This is a genomic window from Streptomyces sp. NPDC059861, assembly GCF_042731435.1.
Taxonomy (GTDB): domain Bacteria; phylum Actinomycetota; class Actinomycetes; order Streptomycetales; family Streptomycetaceae; genus Streptomyces.
Window position 1 is genome coordinate 122,198 of sequence record NZ_JBHWJQ010000009.1, and the last position, 21,862, is coordinate 144,059.

The 21,862-nt window shown below is 72.7% G+C and carries 13 protein-coding genes and 1 pseudogene; 5 read left to right on the forward strand and 9 right to left on the reverse strand.

The features are described 5' to 3' along the window. Window positions 1-127 precede the first annotated feature (127 nt). Window positions 128-760: a hypothetical protein gene (locus ACFV6X_RS10960; protein WP_385380756.1), complete on the forward strand. Its 633-nt coding sequence runs from the start codon at window positions 128-130 to the stop codon at window positions 758-760. A 108-nt stretch (window positions 761-868) separates the two neighbouring features. Here the strand turns inward: ACFV6X_RS10960 and purH are convergent, their stop codons facing one another. Both purH and purN read right to left on the reverse strand, forming a co-directional pair. Further along, window positions 869-2,434: a bifunctional phosphoribosylaminoimidazolecarboxamide formyltransferase/IMP cyclohydrolase gene (purH, locus tag ACFV6X_RS10965; RefSeq protein ID WP_385380759.1), complete on the reverse strand. Its 1,566-nt coding sequence runs from the start codon at window positions 2,432-2,434 to the stop codon at window positions 869-871. Next, window positions 2,431-3,069, reverse strand: coding sequence for a phosphoribosylglycinamide formyltransferase (gene purN, locus ACFV6X_RS10970; protein WP_385380762.1), 639 nt, complete (start codon window positions 3,067-3,069; stop codon window positions 2,431-2,433). The genes purH and purN overlap by 4 nt, the downstream gene beginning before the upstream one ends. A 329-nt stretch (window positions 3,070-3,398) precedes the next feature. Here purN and ACFV6X_RS10975 point away from each other — a divergent pair, with 329 nt between their 5' ends. Beyond that, window positions 3,399-4,190: a hypothetical protein gene (locus tag ACFV6X_RS10975; RefSeq protein ID WP_385380764.1), complete on the forward strand. Its 792-nt coding sequence runs from the start codon at window positions 3,399-3,401 to the stop codon at window positions 4,188-4,190. Here ACFV6X_RS10975 and ACFV6X_RS10980 read toward each other — a convergent pair. Then, complete coding sequence (locus ACFV6X_RS10980; protein ID WP_385380946.1) at window positions 4,187-6,262, reverse strand: DUF6350 family protein; 2,076 nt, start codon at window positions 6,260-6,262, stop codon at window positions 4,187-4,189. The genes ACFV6X_RS10975 and ACFV6X_RS10980 overlap by 4 nt on opposite strands. A gap of 113 nt (window positions 6,263-6,375) precedes the next feature. Between ACFV6X_RS10980 and ACFV6X_RS10985 the strand changes: the two genes are divergently transcribed. After that, the gene (locus ACFV6X_RS10985; protein WP_385380767.1) at window positions 6,376-7,539 is read left to right on the forward strand and encodes a helix-turn-helix domain-containing protein; all 1,164 of its coding nucleotides are present in this window, start codon (window positions 6,376-6,378) and stop codon (window positions 7,537-7,539) included. 118 nt (window positions 7,540-7,657) lie between these two features. On the opposite strand, the gene sucD is transcribed toward ACFV6X_RS10985, so the two are convergent. From sucD to ACFV6X_RS11010, 5 genes are all read right to left on the reverse strand, one after another. After that, a complete protein-coding gene (gene sucD / locus ACFV6X_RS10990) occupies window positions 7,658-8,542 on the reverse strand; it encodes a succinate--CoA ligase subunit alpha (protein ID WP_365445882.1) in 885 nt (294 codons plus the stop codon). 28 nt (window positions 8,543-8,570) lie between these two features. Further along, window positions 8,571-9,749: an ADP-forming succinate--CoA ligase subunit beta gene (gene sucC / locus ACFV6X_RS10995; RefSeq protein WP_365445880.1), complete on the reverse strand. Its 1,179-nt coding sequence runs from the start codon at window positions 9,747-9,749 to the stop codon at window positions 8,571-8,573. Between the two features lie 2,523 nt (window positions 9,750-12,272). Next, window positions 12,273-13,454 carry a vWA domain-containing protein gene (locus ACFV6X_RS11000; protein WP_385380770.1) on the reverse strand — a complete coding sequence of 394 codons (1,182 nt, stop codon included), beginning with the start codon at window positions 13,452-13,454 and terminating at the stop codon, window positions 12,273-12,275. A gap of 37 nt (window positions 13,455-13,491) precedes the next feature. Beyond that, window positions 13,492-16,029 (reverse strand): DUF5682 family protein, encoded by a 2,538-nt coding sequence (locus ACFV6X_RS11005; protein ID WP_385380773.1) that lies wholly within the window; start codon window positions 16,027-16,029, stop codon window positions 13,492-13,494. A gap of 90 nt (window positions 16,030-16,119) precedes the next feature. After that, window positions 16,120-17,259, reverse strand: coding sequence for an AAA family ATPase (locus ACFV6X_RS11010; RefSeq protein ID WP_385380775.1), 1,140 nt, complete (start codon window positions 17,257-17,259; stop codon window positions 16,120-16,122). Window positions 17,260-17,392: 133 nt separating this feature from the next. Here ACFV6X_RS11010 and ACFV6X_RS11015 point away from each other — a divergent pair, with 133 nt between their 5' ends. Then, window positions 17,393-18,748, forward strand: coding sequence for an SWIM zinc finger family protein (locus ACFV6X_RS11015; protein ID WP_385380778.1), 1,356 nt, complete (start codon window positions 17,393-17,395; stop codon window positions 18,746-18,748). Between the two features lie 148 nt (window positions 18,749-18,896). Then, window positions 18,897-20,550: pseudogene (locus ACFV6X_RS11020) on the forward strand (DUF5691 domain-containing protein). A gap of 419 nt (window positions 20,551-20,969) precedes the next feature. Here the strand turns inward: ACFV6X_RS11020 and ACFV6X_RS11025 are convergent. After that, window positions 20,970-21,386: a cobalamin B12-binding domain-containing protein gene (locus ACFV6X_RS11025; protein WP_385380781.1), complete on the reverse strand. Its 417-nt coding sequence runs from the start codon at window positions 21,384-21,386 to the stop codon at window positions 20,970-20,972. Between the last annotated feature and the right edge of the window lie 476 nt (window positions 21,387-21,862).

Sequence of the window (21,862 nt, forward strand, 5' to 3'; positions counted from 1 at the left end):
GGCTGAAGAACGATTGTGGCCACAGTGCCGCGGGCAGTACCGGGGGGACGCACCGCATCTGTAGCAAACTTCCTCCGAATCCGCCGCGCGTCGTCCCCGCACTCGGCATAACGGAGGAAGAACCGCCATGAGTTTCGGCGAGCCGAACAACCCGTACGGGCAGCCGCCCCAGCAGCCCCCGTCCGCTCCTCCCGGATACGGATACCCGCAGCAGGGCCCACCCGGCGCACCTCCCCAGCAGGGCTACGGCTACCCTCAGCCGCCCGCCTACCCCGGCTACCCCGGCGCCGGCATGACGGCTCCGCAGTCCATGCCGGGCCTGCTGGTCACAGCCCGCGTCTTCCTCTTCATCATCTCGGCCGTGCAGATCCTGGCCGCGCTGGTCCTCCTCTACTTCGCCGCCTTCACCAGCGACGTGTCCAACGGCGCGGACGAACTCGGCTTCGGCTCGGTCAGCGACGGCAGTGGCGGAGCGGCCGCGGTGTTTGGTATCGCCACCCTGATCGCGGCCGGGCTTGCCGCGCTCTCGATCACCCTGGGCGTCAAGTTCGGCAAGGGCGGACAGGGCATCCGCATCACCACGGTGATCTACGGCGCGCTCGGCGCGATCGTGGGCCTCGTCGGGCTGCTCATCGGTCTCGACACCGGTCTCGCCTCGTCGATCATCGGCCCGCTGCTGTGGCTGGTCTTCGGCGGGATCATCGCCGCCGCACCGGTCGTACCCAGCGGCACCGCCTGGTTCGCCCGCCCACGCTACTGACGCGCCCCTGCCCACGGGTGCGCTTTAGGAGACCGGGGCGAGACCTCCCCACACAGCGAGAGGTGCCCGCCCCGCCTCCTTCAGCTTGGAATGGGCGCGGCTCGGGGCTCAGTGGAAGAAGTGGCGCGTCCCCGTGAAGTACATCGTCACGCCCGCCTTCCGCGCGGCCTCCACGACCTGCTCGTCACGGACCGAACCGCCGGGCTGCACCACGGCCTTGACGCCCGCCTCGGTGAGGATCTCCAGCCCGTCCGGGAACGGGAAGAAGGCGTCGGAGACCGCATAGGAACCCTGCGCCCGCTCGACGCCGGCCCGCTCCACCGCCAGCTTCGCGGAGTCGACCCGATTCACCTGCCCCATCCCGACGCCGACCGAGGCGCCGTCCTTGGCCAGCAGGATCGCGTTGGACTTCACCGCCCGGCAGGCCCGCCAGGCGAACGCCAGCTCCCGCAGCTCCTCGGCGCTCAGCGCGTCACCGGTCGCCAGCGTCCAGCCCGCGGGGTCGTCGCCCTCGGCCTGGAGGCGGTCGGTGACCTGGAGCAGGGCGCCACCGTCGACGGCCTTGACCTCGACCGGGTTCGACGGGCCCTCGGGGCAGCGCAGCACCCGGATGTTCTTCTTCTTGGTGAGGGCTTCGAGCGCGCCCTCCTCGTAGCCGGGCGCCACGATGACCTCTGTGAAGATCTCCGCGACCTGCTCGGCCATCTCCTTGCTGACCGGACGGTTCACCGCGATGACGCCGCCGAACGCCGACAGCGGGTCGCAGGCGTGCGCCTTGCGGTGCGCCTCGGCGACGTCGGAGCCGATCGCGATGCCGCACGGGTTGGCGTGCTTGATGATCGCGACGCACGGCTCGGCGTGGTCGTACGCGGCACGGCGGGCGGCATCCGTGTCCGTGTAGTTGTTGTACGACATCTCCTTGCCGTGCAGCTGCTCCGCCTCGGCCAGGCCGCCGCCCGTGCCGTCCACGTAGAGCGCTGCGGGCTGGTGCGGGTTCTCGCCGTAGCGGAGGGTGTTCTTGCGCTCCCAGGTGGCGCCGAGGAAGTCCGGGAACTGCGACTCGTCGACGGGCGCGTACTCGCTCGCGAACCAGGAGGCCACCGCCACGTCGTACGCGGCCGTGTGCTGGAAGGCCTCCGCGGCGAGCCGCTTGCGGGTGGCGAGGTCGAAGCCGCCGTCCTGCACCGCGGCCAGGACGTCGCCGTAGCGGGCGGGGCTGGTGACGACGGCGACGGACGGGTGGTTCTTCGCGGCGGCGCGCACCATGGAGGGGCCGCCGATGTCGATCTGCTCGACGCACTCGTCGGGGCTCGCGCCGGAGGCGACGGTCTCGCGGAACGGGTAGAGGTTGACCACGACCAGGTCGAACGGCTCGACACCGAGCTCCTGGAGCTGCCGCCGGTGGTCCTCGAGGCGCAGGTCGGCCAGGATGCCCGCGTGCACCCTCGGGTGCAGCGTCTTGACCCGGCCGTCCAGGCACTCCGGGAAGCCGGTGAGCTCCTCGACCTTGGTGACGGGAACGCCGGCGGCGGCGATACGGGCGGCGGTGGACCCGGTCGAGACGAGGGCGACACCCGCCTCGTGCAGGCCGCGCGCGAGGTCTTCGAGGCCCGTCTTGTCGTAGACGCTGACGAGCGCCCGGCGAAGGGGCCGCTTGTTGCTCTCGGCGGTCACTGGATAACTACCTTTCGTCCCTCAATGCGATGGCCGTTGCGGGCGAGCCGCCCCACGACCTCGACGAGCAGCCTTCGCTCGACTTCCTTGATGCGCTCGTGCAGCGCGCTCTCGTCGTCCTCGTCCCGGACCTCCACCACGCCCTGAGCGATGATCGGCCCGGTGTCGACGCCGTCGTCGACGAAGTGGACGGTGCAGCCGGTGACCTTGGCGCCGTAGGCGAGCGCGTCACGGACGCCGTGGGCACCGGGAAAACTGGGGAGCAGGGCGGGATGGGTGTTGACGCAGCGCCCGCCGTACCGGGCCAGGAACGCCTTGCCCACGACCTTCATGAACCCCGCGGAGACGACGAGATCGGGCTCGTAGGCGGCGACGGCATCGGTGAGGGCGGCGTCCCACTCCTCGCGGGTGGCGAAGTCCTTGACCCGGCACACGAACGTGGGCAGCCCGGCCCGCTCGGCGCGCGCCAGCCCCTCGATGCCGTCGCGGTCCGCCCCGACGGCCACGACCTCGGCACCGTACGCCTCGGCGCCCTCCGTCGCGATGGCGTCCAGCAGCGCCTGCAGATTGGTGCCGGATCCGGAGACCAGCACGACGAGGCGCCTGGCGCTCCTGGCCACGGGCTTGGCGGCCACGGTGGAGCCCTTTCTCGGGGAAGCGTTTGTACGATCGTACGAATGCTTCGGGCACCCGGATACGGGGAAGCCTACGAAGCGGTCGACCGTCAGCAACGATACCGGCACACCGGACAGCCCCCACGGGACGGGGGCGTGGCCGGGAGGTAGCGTCTGCGAGGGCGGTCCCGGGAACGCGGGAGGTGTGCGACGCGTTCATGGGAGGACGGCTCCCGTCGCGATCCGGACAGATCCACAGCCGGATCCGGTCGCGTCCAGTTCCACCAGATCCACTCGTTGCCAGTTGTTGCCAGATGTTTCCGTTTCCACAAGGGGAAGACGCTCACTTGATGTCGGACCGCAGCCTGCGACTCCTCACGCTCCCCCAGCAGTCGGCGCAGCGCGGGGCGCGCGCCGGTGTGCTGCTGCGGGAGCGCCCCAGCTCGTCGCCCGACGCGACGTCGGGCGACGCCGGTGGCGGCCGGCAGGGCGGTACGGGCCAGGACGACAACCCGTTCGCGCCGCCGCCCGAGGGCACCCCGGACCGGCCGTGGCAGCCGCGGCGGCCGTCGGGCGACAACGGCGACTCCTCGGGCCAGGACGGCTCGCGGGAGAACGGCGGCCGTCCGTCGTGGGGCAGCCAGTGGAGCGACCGGCAGCCCGGCCGCACCCCCGGCGGAGGCTTCGGCGACCGGCCCGGCCGCAACCCCGAGGGCTCCGGCGGCCCGGCCCCGGGCATGCGCTGGGACCCCACGGACCCCGCACAGCGCCGGGCGCGCTACGCGCTGCTCGGGGGCATGTGGGCCTTCTTCTTCGCGCTGTTCAGCTGGACGTACGTGGCGCTGCTGCTGGGTGCGCTGGCGCTGTACTGGGGCATCAGCGCCCTGCGCGCCAAGCCGCGGACACCGTCGCCGGACACCCCGGCCGCCGCGACGCCGGCCCGCCCGCAGACCGCGGCGGCGGTGAGCGGCCTGGTCACGGCGTCGCTGGCGATCGCGCTCGTCGGCGCCGCCTTCACGGCGCAGCTGGTGTACCGCGACTACTACACGTGCACCAGCGACGCCCTCACGAACGAGGCACGGCAGGCGTGCAGCACGCTGCTGCCGGAGCAGCTGCGGAATGTCCTGGGGGCCAACGCCTAGGCGGTTCCTGGGGCTGAGGGGTCGTCGTCCGGTTTCCTGGAGTGCGGCTTCTTGAGGTCGGCGGGTGCTGCTGTGATTCCGGGGACGTCGGGGAGCCCGGGTACTTCGGGGACTCCGGGGGCTTCGGGGACCCCGGGGAGTCCGGGGACTCCGAGGGCCGTCGCGGGGGCGGGGGCCTCCGGGAAGTCGGGCAGCTCGGCCTGCTCCAGCGCCTCCGTCTTCGCCGAGATCTCGCGCAACGCCGCCCAGCGGGCCTCGCGGGCGGCGTCGTCGTGGGGCCAGGGAGGCGGGGGGCCGAAGGTGAAGGGTTCGTACGCCTCGTAGGTGTCGTCCGACCCTTCCGTGTAGTCCGCCTCTTTCGTGTGATCCGCCGCGTCAGCGTCGTCCGCCTCGTCCGCGTAGCCCGTCGTGCTCGTGTCGTGCGTGTCGTCCGCGACGGCGGGGGTCTCCGGAGCCAGGGCTTCGCGGCCTTCGGGGGCAAGCTCTTCGGAGGCGAGGGCTTCGCGGGCAGGGGGTTGCGGAGCAGGGGATCCGGGGGCGAGGAATTCCGGGGCAAGGGCTTCCCGGCCGGGGAACGGCGTGCGTGACGCGGGCAACTGGATCAGCTCGGGCTCGGTGTCGTCCAGGCCCGTGCCGGCTGCGACTGCCGTCTTCCTGTCCCGGTCCGCCTGCGCGTCCTCCGGGTCCGTTGCCGCCTTCGCCGCGAGCAGCACGCCCGCCGTGAGCCGCTTCCCGCCCTTGGTGGCCGGCGCCTCCGCCCGATCCGCGTCGGCCCTCCCCCGGCACCCCCACCACCGCACCACCAGCGCGACCGGTGCCGCCACCACCGTCACCCAGACCAGGGCCGCCAGGCCCACCTGCCACCACACCGGCCCGAACCGGGTCAGCGCGTCCACCCCCAGCGGCCCGCCCGCCAGCCCGGCCAGCAACGCCGACCAGGCCCCGCACAGCACCGCCGCCACGCCGGTGCACCCCGCCGTCCGCCCCCGCGACCAGGGCCCGGCGCCGGTTCCCACCTCTGCCCCCGCCCCCACGGCCGCCCGGCCCGTGAACCACCCCACCGTCACCCCGGCCGCCACCGGCACCGCGGCAGCCGCCCAGTGCAGCGGCGTCATGGCGCCCGCACCCGGCACCGCCGCCAGCAGCGGGAACTGCGGCAGGAGCGGCACGGGGGCGGTGGACAGCGGGCCCGCCATGTGCCCGGCGCCCAGTGCGAACCCGGGTCCGAGGGCGTAGGACGCGCCCCACACCGCCGCGTTCGGCACCAGCGCGAGGCACAGCAGCAGTACCGCGAACCGCCCGGACCACCCTTCCGTCAGCTGCGCGAAGGCCACCCGGGCGGCCGGGCCGTGCCACACCAGTGACACCGCCACCAACAGGGCGCCGCCCCCGACCAGCACCGCCGTCCCGGCCGTCGCCGCCCGCGCCGCCACGCCGAGCCGCTCCCGGTTCCGCGTCCCGACAAGGGCCCGGCGCAGCGGACCCAGCAGGTTCAGCAGACGGTCCACCGGCCGGCGCGGCTGCCCGTACGCCGTCCAGACCCCCGCCCCCGCCGCACCCACGGCGACGAGCGGCACGCACACCGCCGTCCACTCCCAGTCCGGCCGCAGCACTCCCCCCGCCGAGTACGCCGCGGCCGCGGCCCCGACGGTGAGGTAGCCGAGCACCACCCCGGCCCAGGCCGTACGCCCGGCGACCAGGGGGGCCGGGCCGTCCCCCGCGAAGGCCCCGTCCACCGCGTCCCGGGCCGCCCGGTGCACCAGCCACACCGGCAGGGCGAGCAGCAGCATCGGGGTCAGCCCCACGGGGGCGGGGACGCCGGTGAGGGTGTCGGTGCGGACGAGTTCCGCGCCGTGCGCCAGCAGCCACAGCGCCGCCGCCACGTGCAGCGCGCCTCCCGGACCGCTGTCGGGATACGGCGAACTGATCCACAGCGCCATCACCAGTACGGCGAACGAGCCCAGCCCCAGCCCGGCCGCCACCACACCACCGAGGAGGCAGGCGGCGAGTCCGGGGGACCGGCGGCGCATCCGGGTGAGCCGGGGAGGGAGCGGCGTTCGGCGGTCGGTCATCAGGATCACGCGGCCATGCTCCCAACGACACGCGCTTTCCCGGCGTAACAGGCGAACCACCGATGTGTCGCTCAATATGTGCTTATGTGTTTTTTCGTACGAAAGGGCGAACTGTGACACAAAGCCCTGCAACTCCGCTTCCCCCGCCCGAGGAGCGCCGACGCCTCCGGGAGGGTGCCTCCCTGACGCAGGCTCAGCTGGCGGCCCGGGTGGGCGTCTCCAAGTCGACGGTGCGTGCGTGGGAGTCCGGTCGCACGACGCCCGACGGCCAGAAGGCGGAGGCGTACGCGCAACTGCTCGCCTCCCTCAAGGACGAGCCGGCACAGCAGGTACGCCAGGACGACAGGCCGGCCGTCGCGACCGCGGCCGCCGCCACCGCCGTACGGACCGCCGGGCCCACGGCCGACACCGAGCGCCTGCCCCTTCCCGACACCGGCCCCGACCCCCACCCCTCACCCAAACCCGAACCGGCCGCCGAACCCCTGACGCCCGCTCAGGCTTTCGACGCGCTCTACGCGTTCTGCGCGCCCGGCCTCGTCCGGCAGACGTATGTGCTCACCGGGCGGCGCGAACTGGCGCGCGAGTCGGTCGAGCGGGCCTTCCAACTCGCCTGGCAACGCTGGCCCGAGGTGGCCGTCGACCGCGACCCGGCGGGCTGGGTGCGGGCGGCGGCGTACGAGTACGCGCTCTCCCCGTGGCACCGCTACCGCCGCCGCTACCGCCATCCGGAACCACCACCGGCCGACCTGCGCGACCGCACCCTGATGAACGTCATCCTGCAACTCCCCCCGCCCTACCGCCGTACCCTCCTCCTCTACGACGGTGTGGGCCTCGATCTGCCGGAGACCGCGGCGGAGACGGAGGCGACCACCCCGGCGACGGCCAACCGTCTGCTCTACGCGCGCCAGGCCGTCGCCTCCCGGCTGCCCGACCTCGCCGACCCCAGCCACCTGCAGCGGCGGCTCGGCGAACTGGCCACCACGGAGCGGTTGCGCGCGGCCAGACCCCTCGCGGTCCGCGCCGGCGGGGAGCGCCGGGCGCAGTTCTGGACACGGGCCGCCATCGCCTTCACGGTCACCCTGATCGGCGCGACGGCCCTGACCCTGCGGACGGCTCCGACGCAGTACGAGCCGCCGGTGGCCCCCGGTGAGACCGTACGGGGCGTGCCCCCACGGGCGGCGCCGGGTCCGCTGTCGTACGCGCAGCTGGAACTGCGGCAGAAGCTGCGGCAGGCGTCGGCAAGCGGGCCGGAGCGGCTGATCCCGGAGGCGAGATGAACAGGTGAGCGCATGCGGAGGGGCCCGCTCCCGCGGCCGGACGGCCGGGGTGCGGGCCCTACTGCTGCGCGCCGCGGCGGGGTGCTTCGCGCGCGCCGTGTTCCTGCTGGGCGGCGGGTCAGCCGGCGAGGATCTCGCGGGCCAGCTTCGCGGTCTCGGTCGGGGTCTTGCCGACCTTGACGCCCGCGGCCTCCAGGGCCTCCTTCTTCGCCTGGGCGGTGCCCGACGAACCGGAGACGATGGCGCCCGCGTGGCCCATGGTCTTGCCCTCGGGGGCGGTGAAGCCCGCGACGTAGCCGACGACCGGCTTGGTCACGTTCTCCTTGATGAAGGCCGCGGCCCGCTCCTCGGCGTCGCCGCCGATCTCACCGATCATCACGATCAGGTCGGTGTCGGGGTCGTCCTGGAAGGCGGCCAGCGCGTCGATGTGCGTGGTGCCGATGATCGGGTCACCACCGATGCCGACGGCGGTGGAGAAGCCGATGTCCCGGAGCTCGTACATCATCTGGTACGTCAGCGTGCCGGACTTCGAGACCAGGCCGATACGGCCCGGCTTCGTGATGTCGCCCGGGATGATGCCGACGTTGGACTGGCCCGGGGTGATGATGCCGGGGCAGTTCGGGCCGATGATGCGGGTCTTGTTGCCCTTCTTGCCGGCGTACGCCCAGAACGACGCCGAGTCGTGCACGGCGATGCCCTCGGTGATCACGACGGCCAGCGGGATCTCGGCGTCGATCGCCTCGACGACCGCGTCCTTGGTGAACTTCTCCGGCACGAAGATGACGGAGACGTTCGCGCCGGTCTTCTCGATGGCCTCCTTGACGGTCCCGAAGACGGGTACCTCGGTGCCGTCGAAGTCCACGGACTGACCCGCCTTGCGCGGGTTCACGCCGCCCACGACGTGGGTGCCGTCGCCGAGCATGAGCTTGGTGTGCTTCATGCCGGTGGCGCCGGTCATGCCCTGGACGATGACCTTGCTGTCCTTGTTGAGCCAGATAGCCATGGTGTGTTGGTGTCCTCGTCCTGAGTGCTTACTTGGCGGCGTGGGCCAGCTCGGCGGCCTTGTCGGCCGCCCCGTCCATGGTGTCGACGCGCTGGACCAGCGGGTGGTTGGCGTCGGTGAGGATCTTCCGGCCCAGCTCGGCGTTGTTGCCGTCGAGGCGGACGACGAGCGGCTTGGTGACCTGCTCGCCACGGTCCTCGAGGAGCTTCAGGGCCTGGACGATGCCGTTGGCGACCTCGTCACAGGCGGTGATGCCACCGAAGACGTTGACGAAGACGGACTTGACGTCCGGGTCGCCGAGGATGATCTCCAGACCGTTGGCCATGACCTGGGCGGAGGCGCCACCGCCGATGTCCAGGAAGTTGGCCGGCTTGACGTTGCCGTGCTTCTCACCGGCGTACGCGACGACGTCCAGGGTGCTCATCACGAGACCCGCGCCGTTGCCGATGATGCCGACCTCGCCGTCGAGCTTGACGTAGTTGAGGTTCTTCTCCTTGGCAGCGGCCTCGAGCGGGTTGGCCGCGGCCTTGTCGTGGAGCTCGTCCCAGTCGTGGCGGAACTCGGCGTTGTCGTCCAGCGACACCTTGCCGTCGAGGGCGATGACGTCACCGGAGGCCACCTTGGCCAGCGGGTTCACCTCGACGAGGAGGGCATCCGACTTGATGAAGGTGTCCCACAGCGTGACGAGGACGTTCACGACCTTGTCGGCGACCTCGGCCGGGAACTTGGCGGCCTCGACGATCTCGCGGGCCTTGGCCTCGTCCACACCGTCGATGGCGTCGATCGCGATCTTGGCGACGGCCTCCGGACGGGTGGCTGCCACCTCCTCGATCTCCATGCCGCCCTCGACGGACGCGATGGAGAGGAAGGTGCGGTTGGCGCGGTCGAGGAGGAAGGAGACGTAGTACTCCTCGAGAATCTCCGGAGCGGTCTCGGCGATCATGACCTTGTGGACCGTGTGGCCCTTGATGTCCATGCCGAGAATGTCCGTCGCGCGGGCGACGGCCTCGTCCGGGGTGGCGGCCAGCTTCACACCACCGGCCTTGCCGCGGCCACCGACCTTCACCTGCGCCTTGACGACGGACTTGCCGCCGAGCCGCTCGGTGATCTCGCGCGCCGCCTCAGGCGTGTCGATGACTTCACCGGCCAGCACCGGTACATCGTGCTTGGCGAAGAGGTCCCTCGCCTGGTACTCGAACAGGTCCACGCGCTTCCGTCCCTATCAGTGATCTCGCGGTTCGTTGGATGCGTGGGCGTGCCGCGAAGGGCAACGTGACGACCGCATGTGTCACAAGGGAAGCGCACACGGTGTCCGAGCGCGCGGCATGTCCGTCTCGCAGGTTATCTCTGCTTGCGGGGGGCCTCTAAATCGCGGGTCACATGTGAGCGGTGATACCTGTCACATGATGCCGGAATTGCTGGCACGGGGTGCCGCGGAATGCCGTGGGGTGCCCTGGGGGGAGCGGGTGGGGTGGTGGGGTGAACGCCCTGGAGCCGCCCAGGGCCTCACCGGGCTGGGGTTGACCCGGTGAGGCCCCTTGAGCCGCCCCGATGAGGGACCCGACGGTCCCTCGCGGGGGCTTCGGTCCGGCGATCCCCACCCCAATGGGGACCGCCGGACCCGTCCGCAGGCCTTCCGTCCGGGCGAGCCGACGGTTTCGGCCGCCCGCGCCGGGTGCCTGCGGGGTCGGTTCGCACGCCTGGGGGCGTGCACGTTCTGGGTGCGCGCGAGACGCGCCTTGGGGGTCGGGCACGGCGTGCGCCGCCTGACAGGCCCTCTGAGGGCCATGCCCTGGATGTCTCGGATGCCCTGGATGCCCTGGATGCCCCTGGACGTGGCTCTGGCGTCGCTCTCCGCGTGGCCCGGCACGAACGGGCCCGATGACGGCCGCCCCGGCGCCCGTGCCGGCGTCGTGCCACGCACGACGGGGGCGGCGACCTCGTTGGCCACGCCACCGCGAGGGGCCCGGGGCTTTCCCTAGCCGGGGAGGACGAGGATGTCCCGGTGCCGGTCCCGCGTCCCGTCCGCCTCGACGCGCTCGACCGCATGCGGCACGAGCAACAACGGCATCCGCCGGCTCACCGTCACCGCGGGCGCGTCACCATGCCGGGGCGAACCGCTGTCCGCCGACGACCGACTGCCCAGCACCCCATGACCACCACCGGCCGGCGCCGGACGCACGGGCGCGTACCGCGCCCCGCCGTCCGCACGCTGCCGGACCCCGCCCCGGTCCGCCGCGGGACCACCATCGGAGGGCACGCCAAGATCCGGCCCGTGACCACCCACGGCTCCCGCCACAGGTGCCTGCCCCTCCGGACCCACGTCATGAGCGGCCGAGCCCCCTCGGCCACCGGGCCGCGCGGCTCCCGTGTCGGGGACAGGCAAGGTCCGCCCCGGAAACACGGAGACGCCCGGCGGCTCGAACGCCACGGGCAGCTCACGGATCCCGGGAAGCTCAGGCAACCCCGGCAGCCCAGGAACCGCAGGGCCACCGGGAAACATCGGGGCTTCAGGGTGGCTGGGGAGGAAGGGGAGGCCGGGAAGCCCAGGGAGGTTGGACAGCCCAGGCAGGCTGGAAAGCCCGGGGTGGCTGGGGAGGCTGGGACCTCCGGGGAGGCTGGGCAGCCCGGAATCGCCGGGAAGCCCCGGCAGGCGAGGCGGGCCAGGCACATCAGCCGCGTCGGGCACGCCAGGAAAATGGGGTTCCGGCAGAGCAGGCCCGTGAGGCAGACGAGGCGCGTCGGGCCGAGCAGGCCCGTGAGGCAGTCGAGGCAGCTCGGGCAGAAGAGGCTCGTGAGGCAATCGAGGCCCGTGAGGCAGACGAGGCGCGTCGGGCCGAGCAGGCCCGTGAGGCAGTCGAGGCAGCTCGGGCAGAAGAGGCTCGTGAGGCAATCGAGGCACATGAGGCAGACGAGGCCCGTCGGGCCGAGCAGGCCCGTGAGGCAGTCGAGGCAGCTGCTCGGGCAGAAGAGGCTCGTGAGGCAATCGAGGCACATGAGGCCGCGTCGGCAAGCCACCCGCCCCGGGCCGCGACGGCGACTCCGGCCGCGAAGGCCCCCCGGACGACGCCGACCCCCCACCCTCGGCCCCCACAGACCGACCGGTCCTCGCCTCGACGGCTTCCCCGACCGGCCCCACGACCCGCTCCCCCACGGACCGCCCGACACCCTCGACCCCAGGACGCGCGACACCCTCGACCCCGGATCGCGCAACACCCTCAACCACAGGCTGGACAACGGCACGGCCGACCGAACCGACCACCCCGCCCTGCGAACCACCTGACCGGCCCTCACCACCGGCCCGCCCACCCGACTCCACAGCCACCGGCGCGGCCACCCGCGCCAAGGCCCCTGAATGCGGCGCCCCTTCAGCCGCGTCCGCCCGCTCCCCGCACAGCACCGCCAGCACGAACAGCCCACCCACCAGCAGGACCAGGGGCAACGCACGCCGCCGCGCCGCCCCGCGCACCACACGCGGGACGGCGCCGGACAGTGCGGCTGACCAGATCAAGAGGGGGAGGATCCTCCCGTGCGGCGGAACAAGTCACGCGTCGACGGCTACGCATCAACGACTACGCGGTACGGGCAAGCGGAGCCACCGCACCGCTGATGAGACGTCGATACTTGCACGTGACTCCCGAGGTTGCGCAAGCCCCGCGTTACCGATGGGTAGTCATATCCCCTTTCGGACATGCCTCACCCGTTCCCCACCGGTTCCTCCCCCCGGTCGTCACGCGTTGTCCGGTATCGGCAGCGGACGCCTCTCGATCGCCGCCGCCATCACCTCCGGGAACAGATCCGGCGTACAGGCGAAGGCCGGCGCCCCGAGCGCCGCCAGCGCGGTCGCGTGCTCCCGGTCGTACGCGGGCGCCCCCTCGTCGGACAGCGCGAGCAGCGTCACGAACTGCACCCCGGCCCCCTTCATCGCCGCCACCCGCTTCAGCATCTCGTTCCGGATCCCCCCTTCGTAGAGGTCGCTGATCAGCACGACCACCGTCTCCGTGGGCCGGGTGATCTGAGACTGGCAGTACGCGAGCGCCCGGTTGATGTCGGTGCCGCCGCCGAGCTGCGTGCCGAAGAGCACGTCCACAGGGTCGTCAAGCTGGTCGGTGAGGTCGACGACCGCCGTGTCGAACACCACGAGTCGCGTGTTGATCGTCCGCATGGAGCCGAGCACCGCCCCGAACACCGACGCGTACACCACCGAAGCCGCCATGGATCCCGACTGATCGATACAGAGGATGACCTCCTTCTTGGCTGACTGGGACGCCCGCCCGTAACCGATCAGTCGCTCCGGGACGACCGTTCCGTACTCGGGCAGGTAGTGCTTGAGGTTGGCCGCGATCGTGCGGTTCCAGTCGATGTCGTGGTGGCGCGGCCGGCTGATCCGCGCGCTGCGGTCGAGCGCCCCGCTGAGGGTGGCCCGCGTACGGGTGGCGAGCCGCTTCTCCAGGTCCTGGACGACCTTGCGTACGACGGCCCGTGCCGTCTCCTTAGTCGTCTCCGGCATCGCCTTGTTCAGCGACAGCAGCGTGCCGACGAGATGCACGTCGGCCTCCACGGCCTCCAGCATCTCCGGCTCCAGCAACAGCGCGGACAGCCCGAGCCGGTCGATGGCGTCCCGCTGCATGACCTGCACGACGGACGACGGGAAGTACGTCCGGACGTCCCCGAGCCAGCGCGCCACGGACGGCGCGGACGCGCCCAGCCCCGCTGAACGCTCCTTGCCCGTCTGCGGCTTGTCCGCCTTTCCGTAGAGCGAGCTCAGCGCCCCGTCCATCGCGGCGTCCCGCGCACCGAGCGCACACCCGGTGCCGTCCGCCGCGTCACCGCCCAGCACCAGCCGCCACCGCCGCAACCGCGCCCGCCCGGCGTCGTCCAACTCCGCCCCCGCCAGGGCCTCCGCAGTCATCCGGCCTCCTCCCCACGCGCTCCACGGCTCCCCCTCATCACGCCACCCCCACCAACGCCGCGCCGTCCTCGTCTCCCGCCCCTTCGTCCAGCCCCAGCAGCAACCGCACCACCGGCAGCACGGCATTGGCCCGCTCGGTGTCGAGGCCCGTGCCGAAGCCCGGTGTCCCCGGCCCCGCCGCCTTCGTGCTCCCGCGCTGCCCCGGGCCTCGCCGCACCAACTCGCCCAGGGTTCTGCGGACCCCCGGCTCGTACGCCGAGAAGGTGCGCCGCAGCAGCGGCAGTACGTCCGTGAACGCCTCCGCCGGCACCCCGGTCAGCCAGCCGTCGACCAGCCCCAGCAACCGCTCGTCGTGCACCAGCAGCATCCCGCCGCCGCCCCCGCCGACGAACCCCTCGATCCACGCGGCCGCGTCCCCCGGCGGCGTCCCCGGAGACAGCACCAGCCCCATCAGCCGCGCCGCCTCGTCCTGCGCCAGCTCCCCGTCGTCCAGCGACAGCCGCACCGCGCGCCCCCGGATCACGCCCGGCACGGTGTCCCGCGCGGAGAGCACCCGCAGCACCACGTGCCAACGGCCCCGCAGGTCACCGTGTCCCGCTGCCGGAGCCTCGTCGAGCAACCCCACCGCCGTGTGCACCGCGTCCACATGACGCCGCATCTCCTCGGCCGCTTCCGTGTCGAGCGCGGCACAGGCCGGCGGCAGCCCGACGAAGATCCGCTCGGCGAGGCCCGCGGCGACCTCGGCGAGCGCACCGGTGTCCGTGCCCCGCACATCGCCGTAGCGCAGTGAGCGAACCAGCGCCGGCAGCGCCTGCGCGAGATGGCCGACGTCGGTGTCCAGCGCCGCCCGGTCGGCGAGGATCCGCATCACCACCGGGAGCGCCTGCGGCAGTTCGGCCAGCAGACAGCGCTCGGCGAGACCGGTGACCTCGGCGAGGCCCTGTGCCGTCGTGGCGTCGGACTCCGCCTTGGCGGTCGCGGCGGCCGACACGGTCGTCCCCCACACCCCCGCCTCGGCCACCCGCACCGACAGCACCGGCTCCCAGCGCAGCCGCCAGGTCTCCCGGAACGTCCCCGTACTGCCCCGCGACATCGCCGGCTCGCCCCACGCCACGCCCAGCAGCCGCAGCCGATGCAGCAGCCTGCTGCGCCCGGCATCGGTCTCCTTGCGCAGATCGAGCTCCAGCTCCCGCTCCAGCGCCTCCGGCTTCAGCCGCAACCGCCGTTGCAGCCGGGCAAGGTCCCGCTGCAACGGCACCGCCGGCGCCGCCTCCGGCACCTCCCCCAGGACATCCCCCACCACCAGGCGGTCGTGCACCAGCGCCAGCGGCACGTCCGACCCCTCGCACATCACCGCCCGCACGGCGTCCGTGGTCTCACCGAGCCCGGCCAGCGGGCGCCCGCGCATCGCGGCGAGTGTCCCGGCCAGCCGCACCGCCTCGATGACATGCGCCGAGGAGACACTCCGGTCCTCGGCCCGCAGCAGCCCCGCGACCTTGGTCATCCACCGCTCGACGGGCCGGTCCGGCGCCGAGAACAGGTGCCCGTACCACCCCGGCGAATCGATCCCCGCGCCGTACCCGCTCGCCCTGGCGAGCCGGCGATTCGTCCACGGCACCCACGTCATGTCGACCTTGACCTTGGGCAGCCCCTTCACCAGCGCGCGGTCGGCCGCGACCGTGACCTTCTGGCGCAGCGCGGGGACGTGCCACGCCCCGCACACGACAGCGACACCGCCCTCGAACTCCCGCTGTGCCGCCCTCATCTGGAGCCGCATGTACGCCTCGCGCACGAGGTCCCGGTCGTGTCCCCCGCTCCCGTACACCTCCCGCAGCGCCCCCATCGCCTCCTCGACCACGGCGAACGGAGCCAACGCGTCCCCCGCCCCCAGCCCCCGGTGCTCGACGACGTCCTCCCACCAACGCTCGGCGTCGTCATAACCGGCGGCCTCGGCGAGCACACCGAGCGGGTCGATCCGCACACCCGCCTGAGCATCGGCGTCGGGATCGGCTGCCTGAGCATCGGTGTCGGCGTCCGCATCGATGCCGTCGTCACCGTCGGTACCGGGCTCGGCAAGGGCGCCGGCCTCAGCGGCTGTCCCGGCGTCATCGGGATCGGTGTCGGTGGCAGCCTCGGTGTCGGTGGCAGCTCCGGCATCACCGCCCCCACCGCCCCCGCCCCCGCCCCCGGCCGGCTCCCCCTCCGGCCCGCTCCCCCACACCAGCGTGTGCGTGGCCGGCAGATCGATGAAGCGGGCCGGAACGTCGTGATCCAGGGCCCACCGGATCGCGACCCACTCCGGGGAGAACTCGGCCAACGGCCAGAACGCCGAACGGCCGGGCTCGTCCACGGCATGGGCGAGCAGGGCGACCGGCGGCCGCATGTCCTCGTCACCGGCCAGCTCGACCAGCGCGTCGGCCTCGGGCGGGCCCTCGATCAGCACCACCCGCGGCCGGCCCGCGTCCAGCGCCGCCCGCACCGCCCGAGCCGACCCCGGCCCGTGATGCCGTACGCCGAGCAGCAGCGGCTCAGTGCCCCTCCGTCCGCTGCTTGCGGCGTCCTCAACGCCCGTCACGCCGTCCCCCTCGCCTCCGAGGCCACCCCAAGTCGTCGTCGCCCACGGCGCCGGCCCTCTTCACGACCGCCGCGCCCCACCCCTTGACGCTCATGCGCTCACCTCACGGCAGGCCCGGTAGAAGTCCTTCCAGCCGTCCCGCTCGCGCACGACCGCCTCCAGGTACTCCTGCCAGACCACCCGGTCCGCCGCCGGATCCCGCACGACCGCGCCGAGAATGCCCGCGGCGACATCGCTCGGCCGCAGCACTCCGTCCCCGAAGTGGGCGGCGAGCGCGAGGCCGTTGGTGACGACGGAGATCGCCTCTGCGGTGGACAAGGTGCCGCTGGGTGACTTCACCTTCGTACGGCCGTCGGCCGTGATGCCGTCCCGCAGCTCACGGAAGACCGTCACCACACGCCGGATCTCGTCGACGCCGTCCGGCACGGCCGGCAGGTCGAGGGACCGGCCGAGCTGGTCGACGCGGCGCGAGACGATGTCGACCTCGGCCTCGACGCTGTCCGGCAGTGGCAGCACCACGGTGTTGAAGCGGCGGCGCAGCGCGCTGGACAGTTCGTTGACCCCGCGGTCACGGTCGTTGGCCGTGGCGATCAGGTTGAAGCCGCGGACGGCCTGCACCTCCTGCCCCAGCTCCGGTATCGGCAGCGTCTTCTCCGACAGGATCGTGATCAGCGTGTCCTGCACATCGGCCGGGATCCGGGTCAGCTCCTCGACCCGGGCGGTCATCCCCTCGGCCATGGCCCGCATGACGGGGCTGGGCACCAGGGCGTCCCGGCTCGGGCCGTGGGCGAGCAGCTGCGCGTAGTTCCAGCCGTACCGGATCGCCTCCTCCGGTGTGCCGGCGGTGCCCTGCACCAGCAGGGTCGAGTCGCCGCTGACCGCCGCGGCCAGGTGCTCGGAGACCCAGGTCTTCGCGGTGCCGGGCACGCCGAGCAGAAGCAGGGCACGGTCGGTGGCGAGCGTGGTGACGGCGACCTCGACGATGCGACGCGGTCCCACGTACTTCGGTGTGATCACTGTGCCGTCGGGCAGGGTGCCGCCCAGCAGGTACGTGGCGACGGCCCACGGTGACAGCCTCCAGCGGGCCGGGCGCGGCCGGTCGTCCTGCGCGGCCAGCGCCGCGAGTTCCTCCGCGAAGGCGTCCTCGGCATGCGGCCGCAGCGCCTCCGCCTCTTGCTCGGGCGTGGTCTCGGTCAGCTCGACGGATGTCGTTTCCACGGACACAGGCATGGCTGAGTCCCCCTCCAGCTCGGCCGGTTCGGATCTGGCATCCACGTTGCACCACGCCACTGACAATCCGTTCTGACCTGCGCAAACGCGCTCGCAGGGCCGATTGTCAGTGGTGGGATCTACCTTCGATGACATGACTCAGCAGGGGGTGCGCTGGACTGCGGATCAGGTGCTGGCACTGGCGCCTGACGCCACGTCACGCAAGGCGGGAAGCAAACTCGGGGCGGCCGGGCCGTGGTCCGAGACGGGGAGCTCCGACGAGGGGACGGTATGGGGACTGTGCAAGGGCAGTGGCAGCAAGCCGTACCAGACGATCATCGACATCGCGGACGCGTCCGGCCCCGCGTACAAGTGCAGTTGTCCGAGCCGCAAGTTCCCGTGCAAGCACGCGCTCGGACTGCTGCTGCTCTGGTCGGGCGACGACGGCGCGGTGCCGCCCGGCCAGGCGCCGGACTGGGCGGAGCAGTGGATCGCGGGCAGACGGCAGCGCGCCGCGGAGAAGCGGCCGACGGGCCCTGCGGGTTCGCCGGCCGCCGCCGCTGATCCGGAGGCCGCGCGGCGCCGGGCCGAACGCCGCGCCGAGCGGATCACGGCCGGCGCGACCGAGCTGGAGCAGCGGCTGTCGGACCTGCTGCGCGGCGGCCTGGCCGCTGCCGAGCAGGCGGGGTACGGGCTGTGGGAGGAGACGGCGGCCCGCATGGTCGACGCCCAGGCACCGGGACTGGCAGCTCGAGTGCGGGAGTTGGGGGCGATCCCGGCGTCGGGACCGGGCTGGCCGGTGCGGTTGCTGGAGGAGTGCGCGCTCCTCCACCTCCTCGACCAGGGCTGGCTGCGTCGCGACCGGCTGCCGCAGACCCTGGCGGCGACGGTGCGATCCCGGATCGGCCTGCCCGCGTCGGCGGACGGCCCACCGGTGCGCGACCGCTGGCTGGTCCTCGCCCAGTACGACACGGCGGACACACGACTGACGACGCGCCGGATCTGGTTGTACGGCGCTGACTCCGACCGCACCGCTCTTCTCCTTTCTTATGGCGCGGCCGGCCGGGCTCCGGAGCTCGCCCTGCCGGTCGGCCTGGCCCTGGAGGCGGAGGTGTCCGCCTACCCGGGGGCGGGCCAGGCGCGGGCGGCCCTCGGCGAACAGTTCGCACCACCGGCACCGGCGGCGATACGCCCCCGGGGCATGACGACCGCCCAAGCCGCCGCCCGCTACGGCGAGGCTCTCCGCGCCGACCCCTGGCTCGACTCGGTTCCGGTGACCCTGGAGCAGGTGATACCGACCCCGGACGGCGACTCCTGGCAACTGGCGGACGCCGACGAGGACGCGGCGCTGCCCCTCACCCCGGTCGCCCGCTCCCGTTCCGGCCTCTGGCGCCTCGTCGCCCTCTCGGGCGGCGCGCCCGTCACGGTCTTCGGCGAGTGCGGACACCAGGGCTTCACCCCGCTGACGGCCTGGCCGCAGGGCGTGGGAGCGGCGGTGTCGCTGTGCTGACTTCTCCCCTCCGCGACCACGAGTCCGCCGACCGGCGAGCCGAAGGCAGTCCCGCGAAACCGAAGAGGCCAGAGTCCCCGGAGTGGACTCGCGTGACACCCATGGGACCGGAACCGAAAGGACTCTCGTGAACAGGACCGCAACTCCTGTGGACCCGCCCGCCCCGGACGCCACCGCCGGCAACGGGCACGTGAGCGCCCCCGTCTGGGAGGACCTGGTCACCACCGCCCTGCTCGGCACGGACCGCCGCACACCCCCGCCCTCGGCCTCCGCGCCGGACCGGGAAGCACCGGTGGCCCTGCTGGACGCCGCTGCCGCCGAGACCGTACGGCGCCGGGCGGGCCTGCGTGCCGCACGGCCGGCGGCCCGGCCGGAACCGGCCCCGGAGGACCCGCGCCGGCCGCTCCCCCCCCGCCGCCGCCCGCAGACTCGCTCTGCTGCTGGCCGACCGTCCTGGCGTGTCCGGCGGAGGCCGCAGAGGCACGGCTCCTGATCTCATGGAGCTGTTGCCCCAGTGGCTCGCACTGGCCAACGCCCACCACTACGCGGCACCTCCGGAAGCGCTGCCCGCCCTGCTGGACGCGGCCCGCGGCCGTACGGACCTGCGTCCCGCCGCCCTGACCTTCGCGGGCCCGCGCGCCCTGTGGCTGGCCCGCCTCAACCAGGAGTGGCGCTTCGCCCTGCGAGCGACCCCGGGCGGAGGCACGACACTGCCGCACCTGGAAGACGCGGAGAAGGTGCGACAGCTCTGGCAGGAGGGGCTGTTCGCGGAACGGGTCTCGCTCCTGGGCGCACTGCGCGCCCAGGCACCCGCCACCGCAAGGGAACTGCTCGCGTCGACCTGGGCGACGGAGCGGGCCGAGGACCGCCTGATGTTCCTCGACTCCCTCCGCAGGAACCTCACCGCCGAGGACGAGCCGTTCCTGGAGCAGGCCCTGGCCGACCGCAGCCGCAACGTACGGGCCACCGCGGCGGAGCTGCTCTCCGCGCTGCCCGGCTCGGCGCTCGCCGCGCGGATGGCGGTCCGGGCCGGCGCGTGCGTGGCCGTGGATCACACAGCCATGGACCAGGCCGGGGACACGCCGACTCTCACCGTCGAGGCGCCGCACGAATGCGACGCGAGCATGGAGCGGGACGGCGTGATCGCCAAGGCGCCGACGGGCCGCGGTGAACGCTCCTGGTGGTTCGGCCAGTTGGTGGAGGCGGCACCGCTCGCGACCTGGCAGGACCGGCTGGGCGGTCGTACGCCCGAAGAGATCGTCGGACTCACGGTGGCCGACGACTGGCAGTCCGAACTGCACGCCGCGTGGTGCCGGGCGGCGGTCAGACAACGCGATGCCGACTGGTCGCGCGCCTTGCTCGGCACGCCCTCGGCACCGGAGGCCGGCGGCCCCGGCGCGGTCTCGCTGGCCGAGCGGGCCAAGCTGCTGGACACGCTGGAGGCCGGGGAGCGGGCCGACTGGGTCGCGGGATTCATCGCCACGCACGGCCTGTCCGAGGCGTTCCAACTGCTGGGCGTCTGTGCGGTGCCGTGGTCCGCGTCCCTGGGACGTGCGGTCGTCGACGCCCTCGACATCGCGCGGGACGCGGGAAGTTACCCGTGGAGCTTCAGCGGGGTGATGGGCCTGGCGGAACGCTGCCTCGACCCGTCCGAGGCCAACCGCCTCGACCGCCTCCTGGCGATACCCGAGGAACCGGAGAACGCGTCGCCGGGAGCGGGCGGCTACTGGGCCGAGGCCTTCCAGCGTCTGGTCACGACCCTGCGCCTCCGGGCGACGCTGGCCGAGGAGCTGAATCCCTGACGGACACGGATCAAGGAATGGGCAACGGGGCCGCCGCCTGACGAAAGTGGGGCACGGCCCGAGCCCGGGGGCTGAACCCCGAAGGGAAGCGGATCAAGACACCGGCCCAGGGGCTGGACCCTGGACGCAAACAGATCAAGGACGCCGCCCCGAAACAGAACCTCGCCCAGAGGCGAACTCAAGGCGCCAGGCCCCGCCTGCCCCACCACCCGAACGGACCACGCACGAGGGCCTCGCCTGCCCCCGGTCCCTACGCCCGCCACAGGAACGGACCACACACCGGGCCGTAGGCCACCCCCATCACCCGAATGGAGCAACGGGCCAGGACCTCACCTCAGCCGCCCCGGAACTCAGTCGCCCCAGCGGGCCGGCGGAGCACAGCGCGCAAGCCCGCCACCCCCGCCTCACCAGCGCAGACCTCACGCCTCCGCGGGCTGGCGCACGTTCGCCCGGACCCACTCCACGATCGACGTGGTCGTCGCCCCCGGCGTGAAGATCTCGGCGACACCCTTCTCCTTCAGCGGGGCGATGTCCCCCTCGGGAATGATCCCGCCGCCGAAGACCAGGATGTCCTCCGCCTCACGCTCCTTGAGAAGGGCGATGACGGCGGCGAAGAGCGTGTTGTGCGCCCCGGACAGGATCGACAGCCCGATGGCGTCGGCGTCCTCCTGGATCGCGGTGTCGACGATCTGCTCGGGCGTCTGGTGGAGACCGGTGTAGATGACCTCCATACCGGCGTCCCGCAGCGCCCGCGCGATCACCTTCGCCCCGCGATCGTGGCCGTCGAGCCCCGGCTTGGCCACCACCACTCGGATCGGACCGGCTGCCACACCCATCACTGCCTCCATGAAGCGAATACATCCATCCGTACCGACAAGTACCGCACAGATCCCTCATGCCCGTACGCGTGGCGCGCCACCCGCGCCCACGGCCCCGGCACGCTCGCCGGGCCGCACCTCCACCGAGGAAGTGAACGAACGTTATCGCTAGCAGCCCATCACCGGCAGTTTTACGATGTGGACCGAGGGGGAAATCACATAGTGGGACACATTCGCACGCGCGGAGTTCCAGGGACCCCGCGCAACGGGAGCCGCAACGAGGCGCCCCACCCCCGCGCCGCGAGCCGCGCGCCGCGGACAGTGAGGCACATCGACGCAGGTACGAAGGGCATCAACGGCACGTAGCGCAGGCCACACAATCCATCACCGACATCCCATCAGCCTCACAGCACACATGAGGCCTCACTCAAGGGCACAGCTCAGAACAACAGCAGACAGGCGGCAGCGACCGCACACAGTGCGACCCGCCGCCG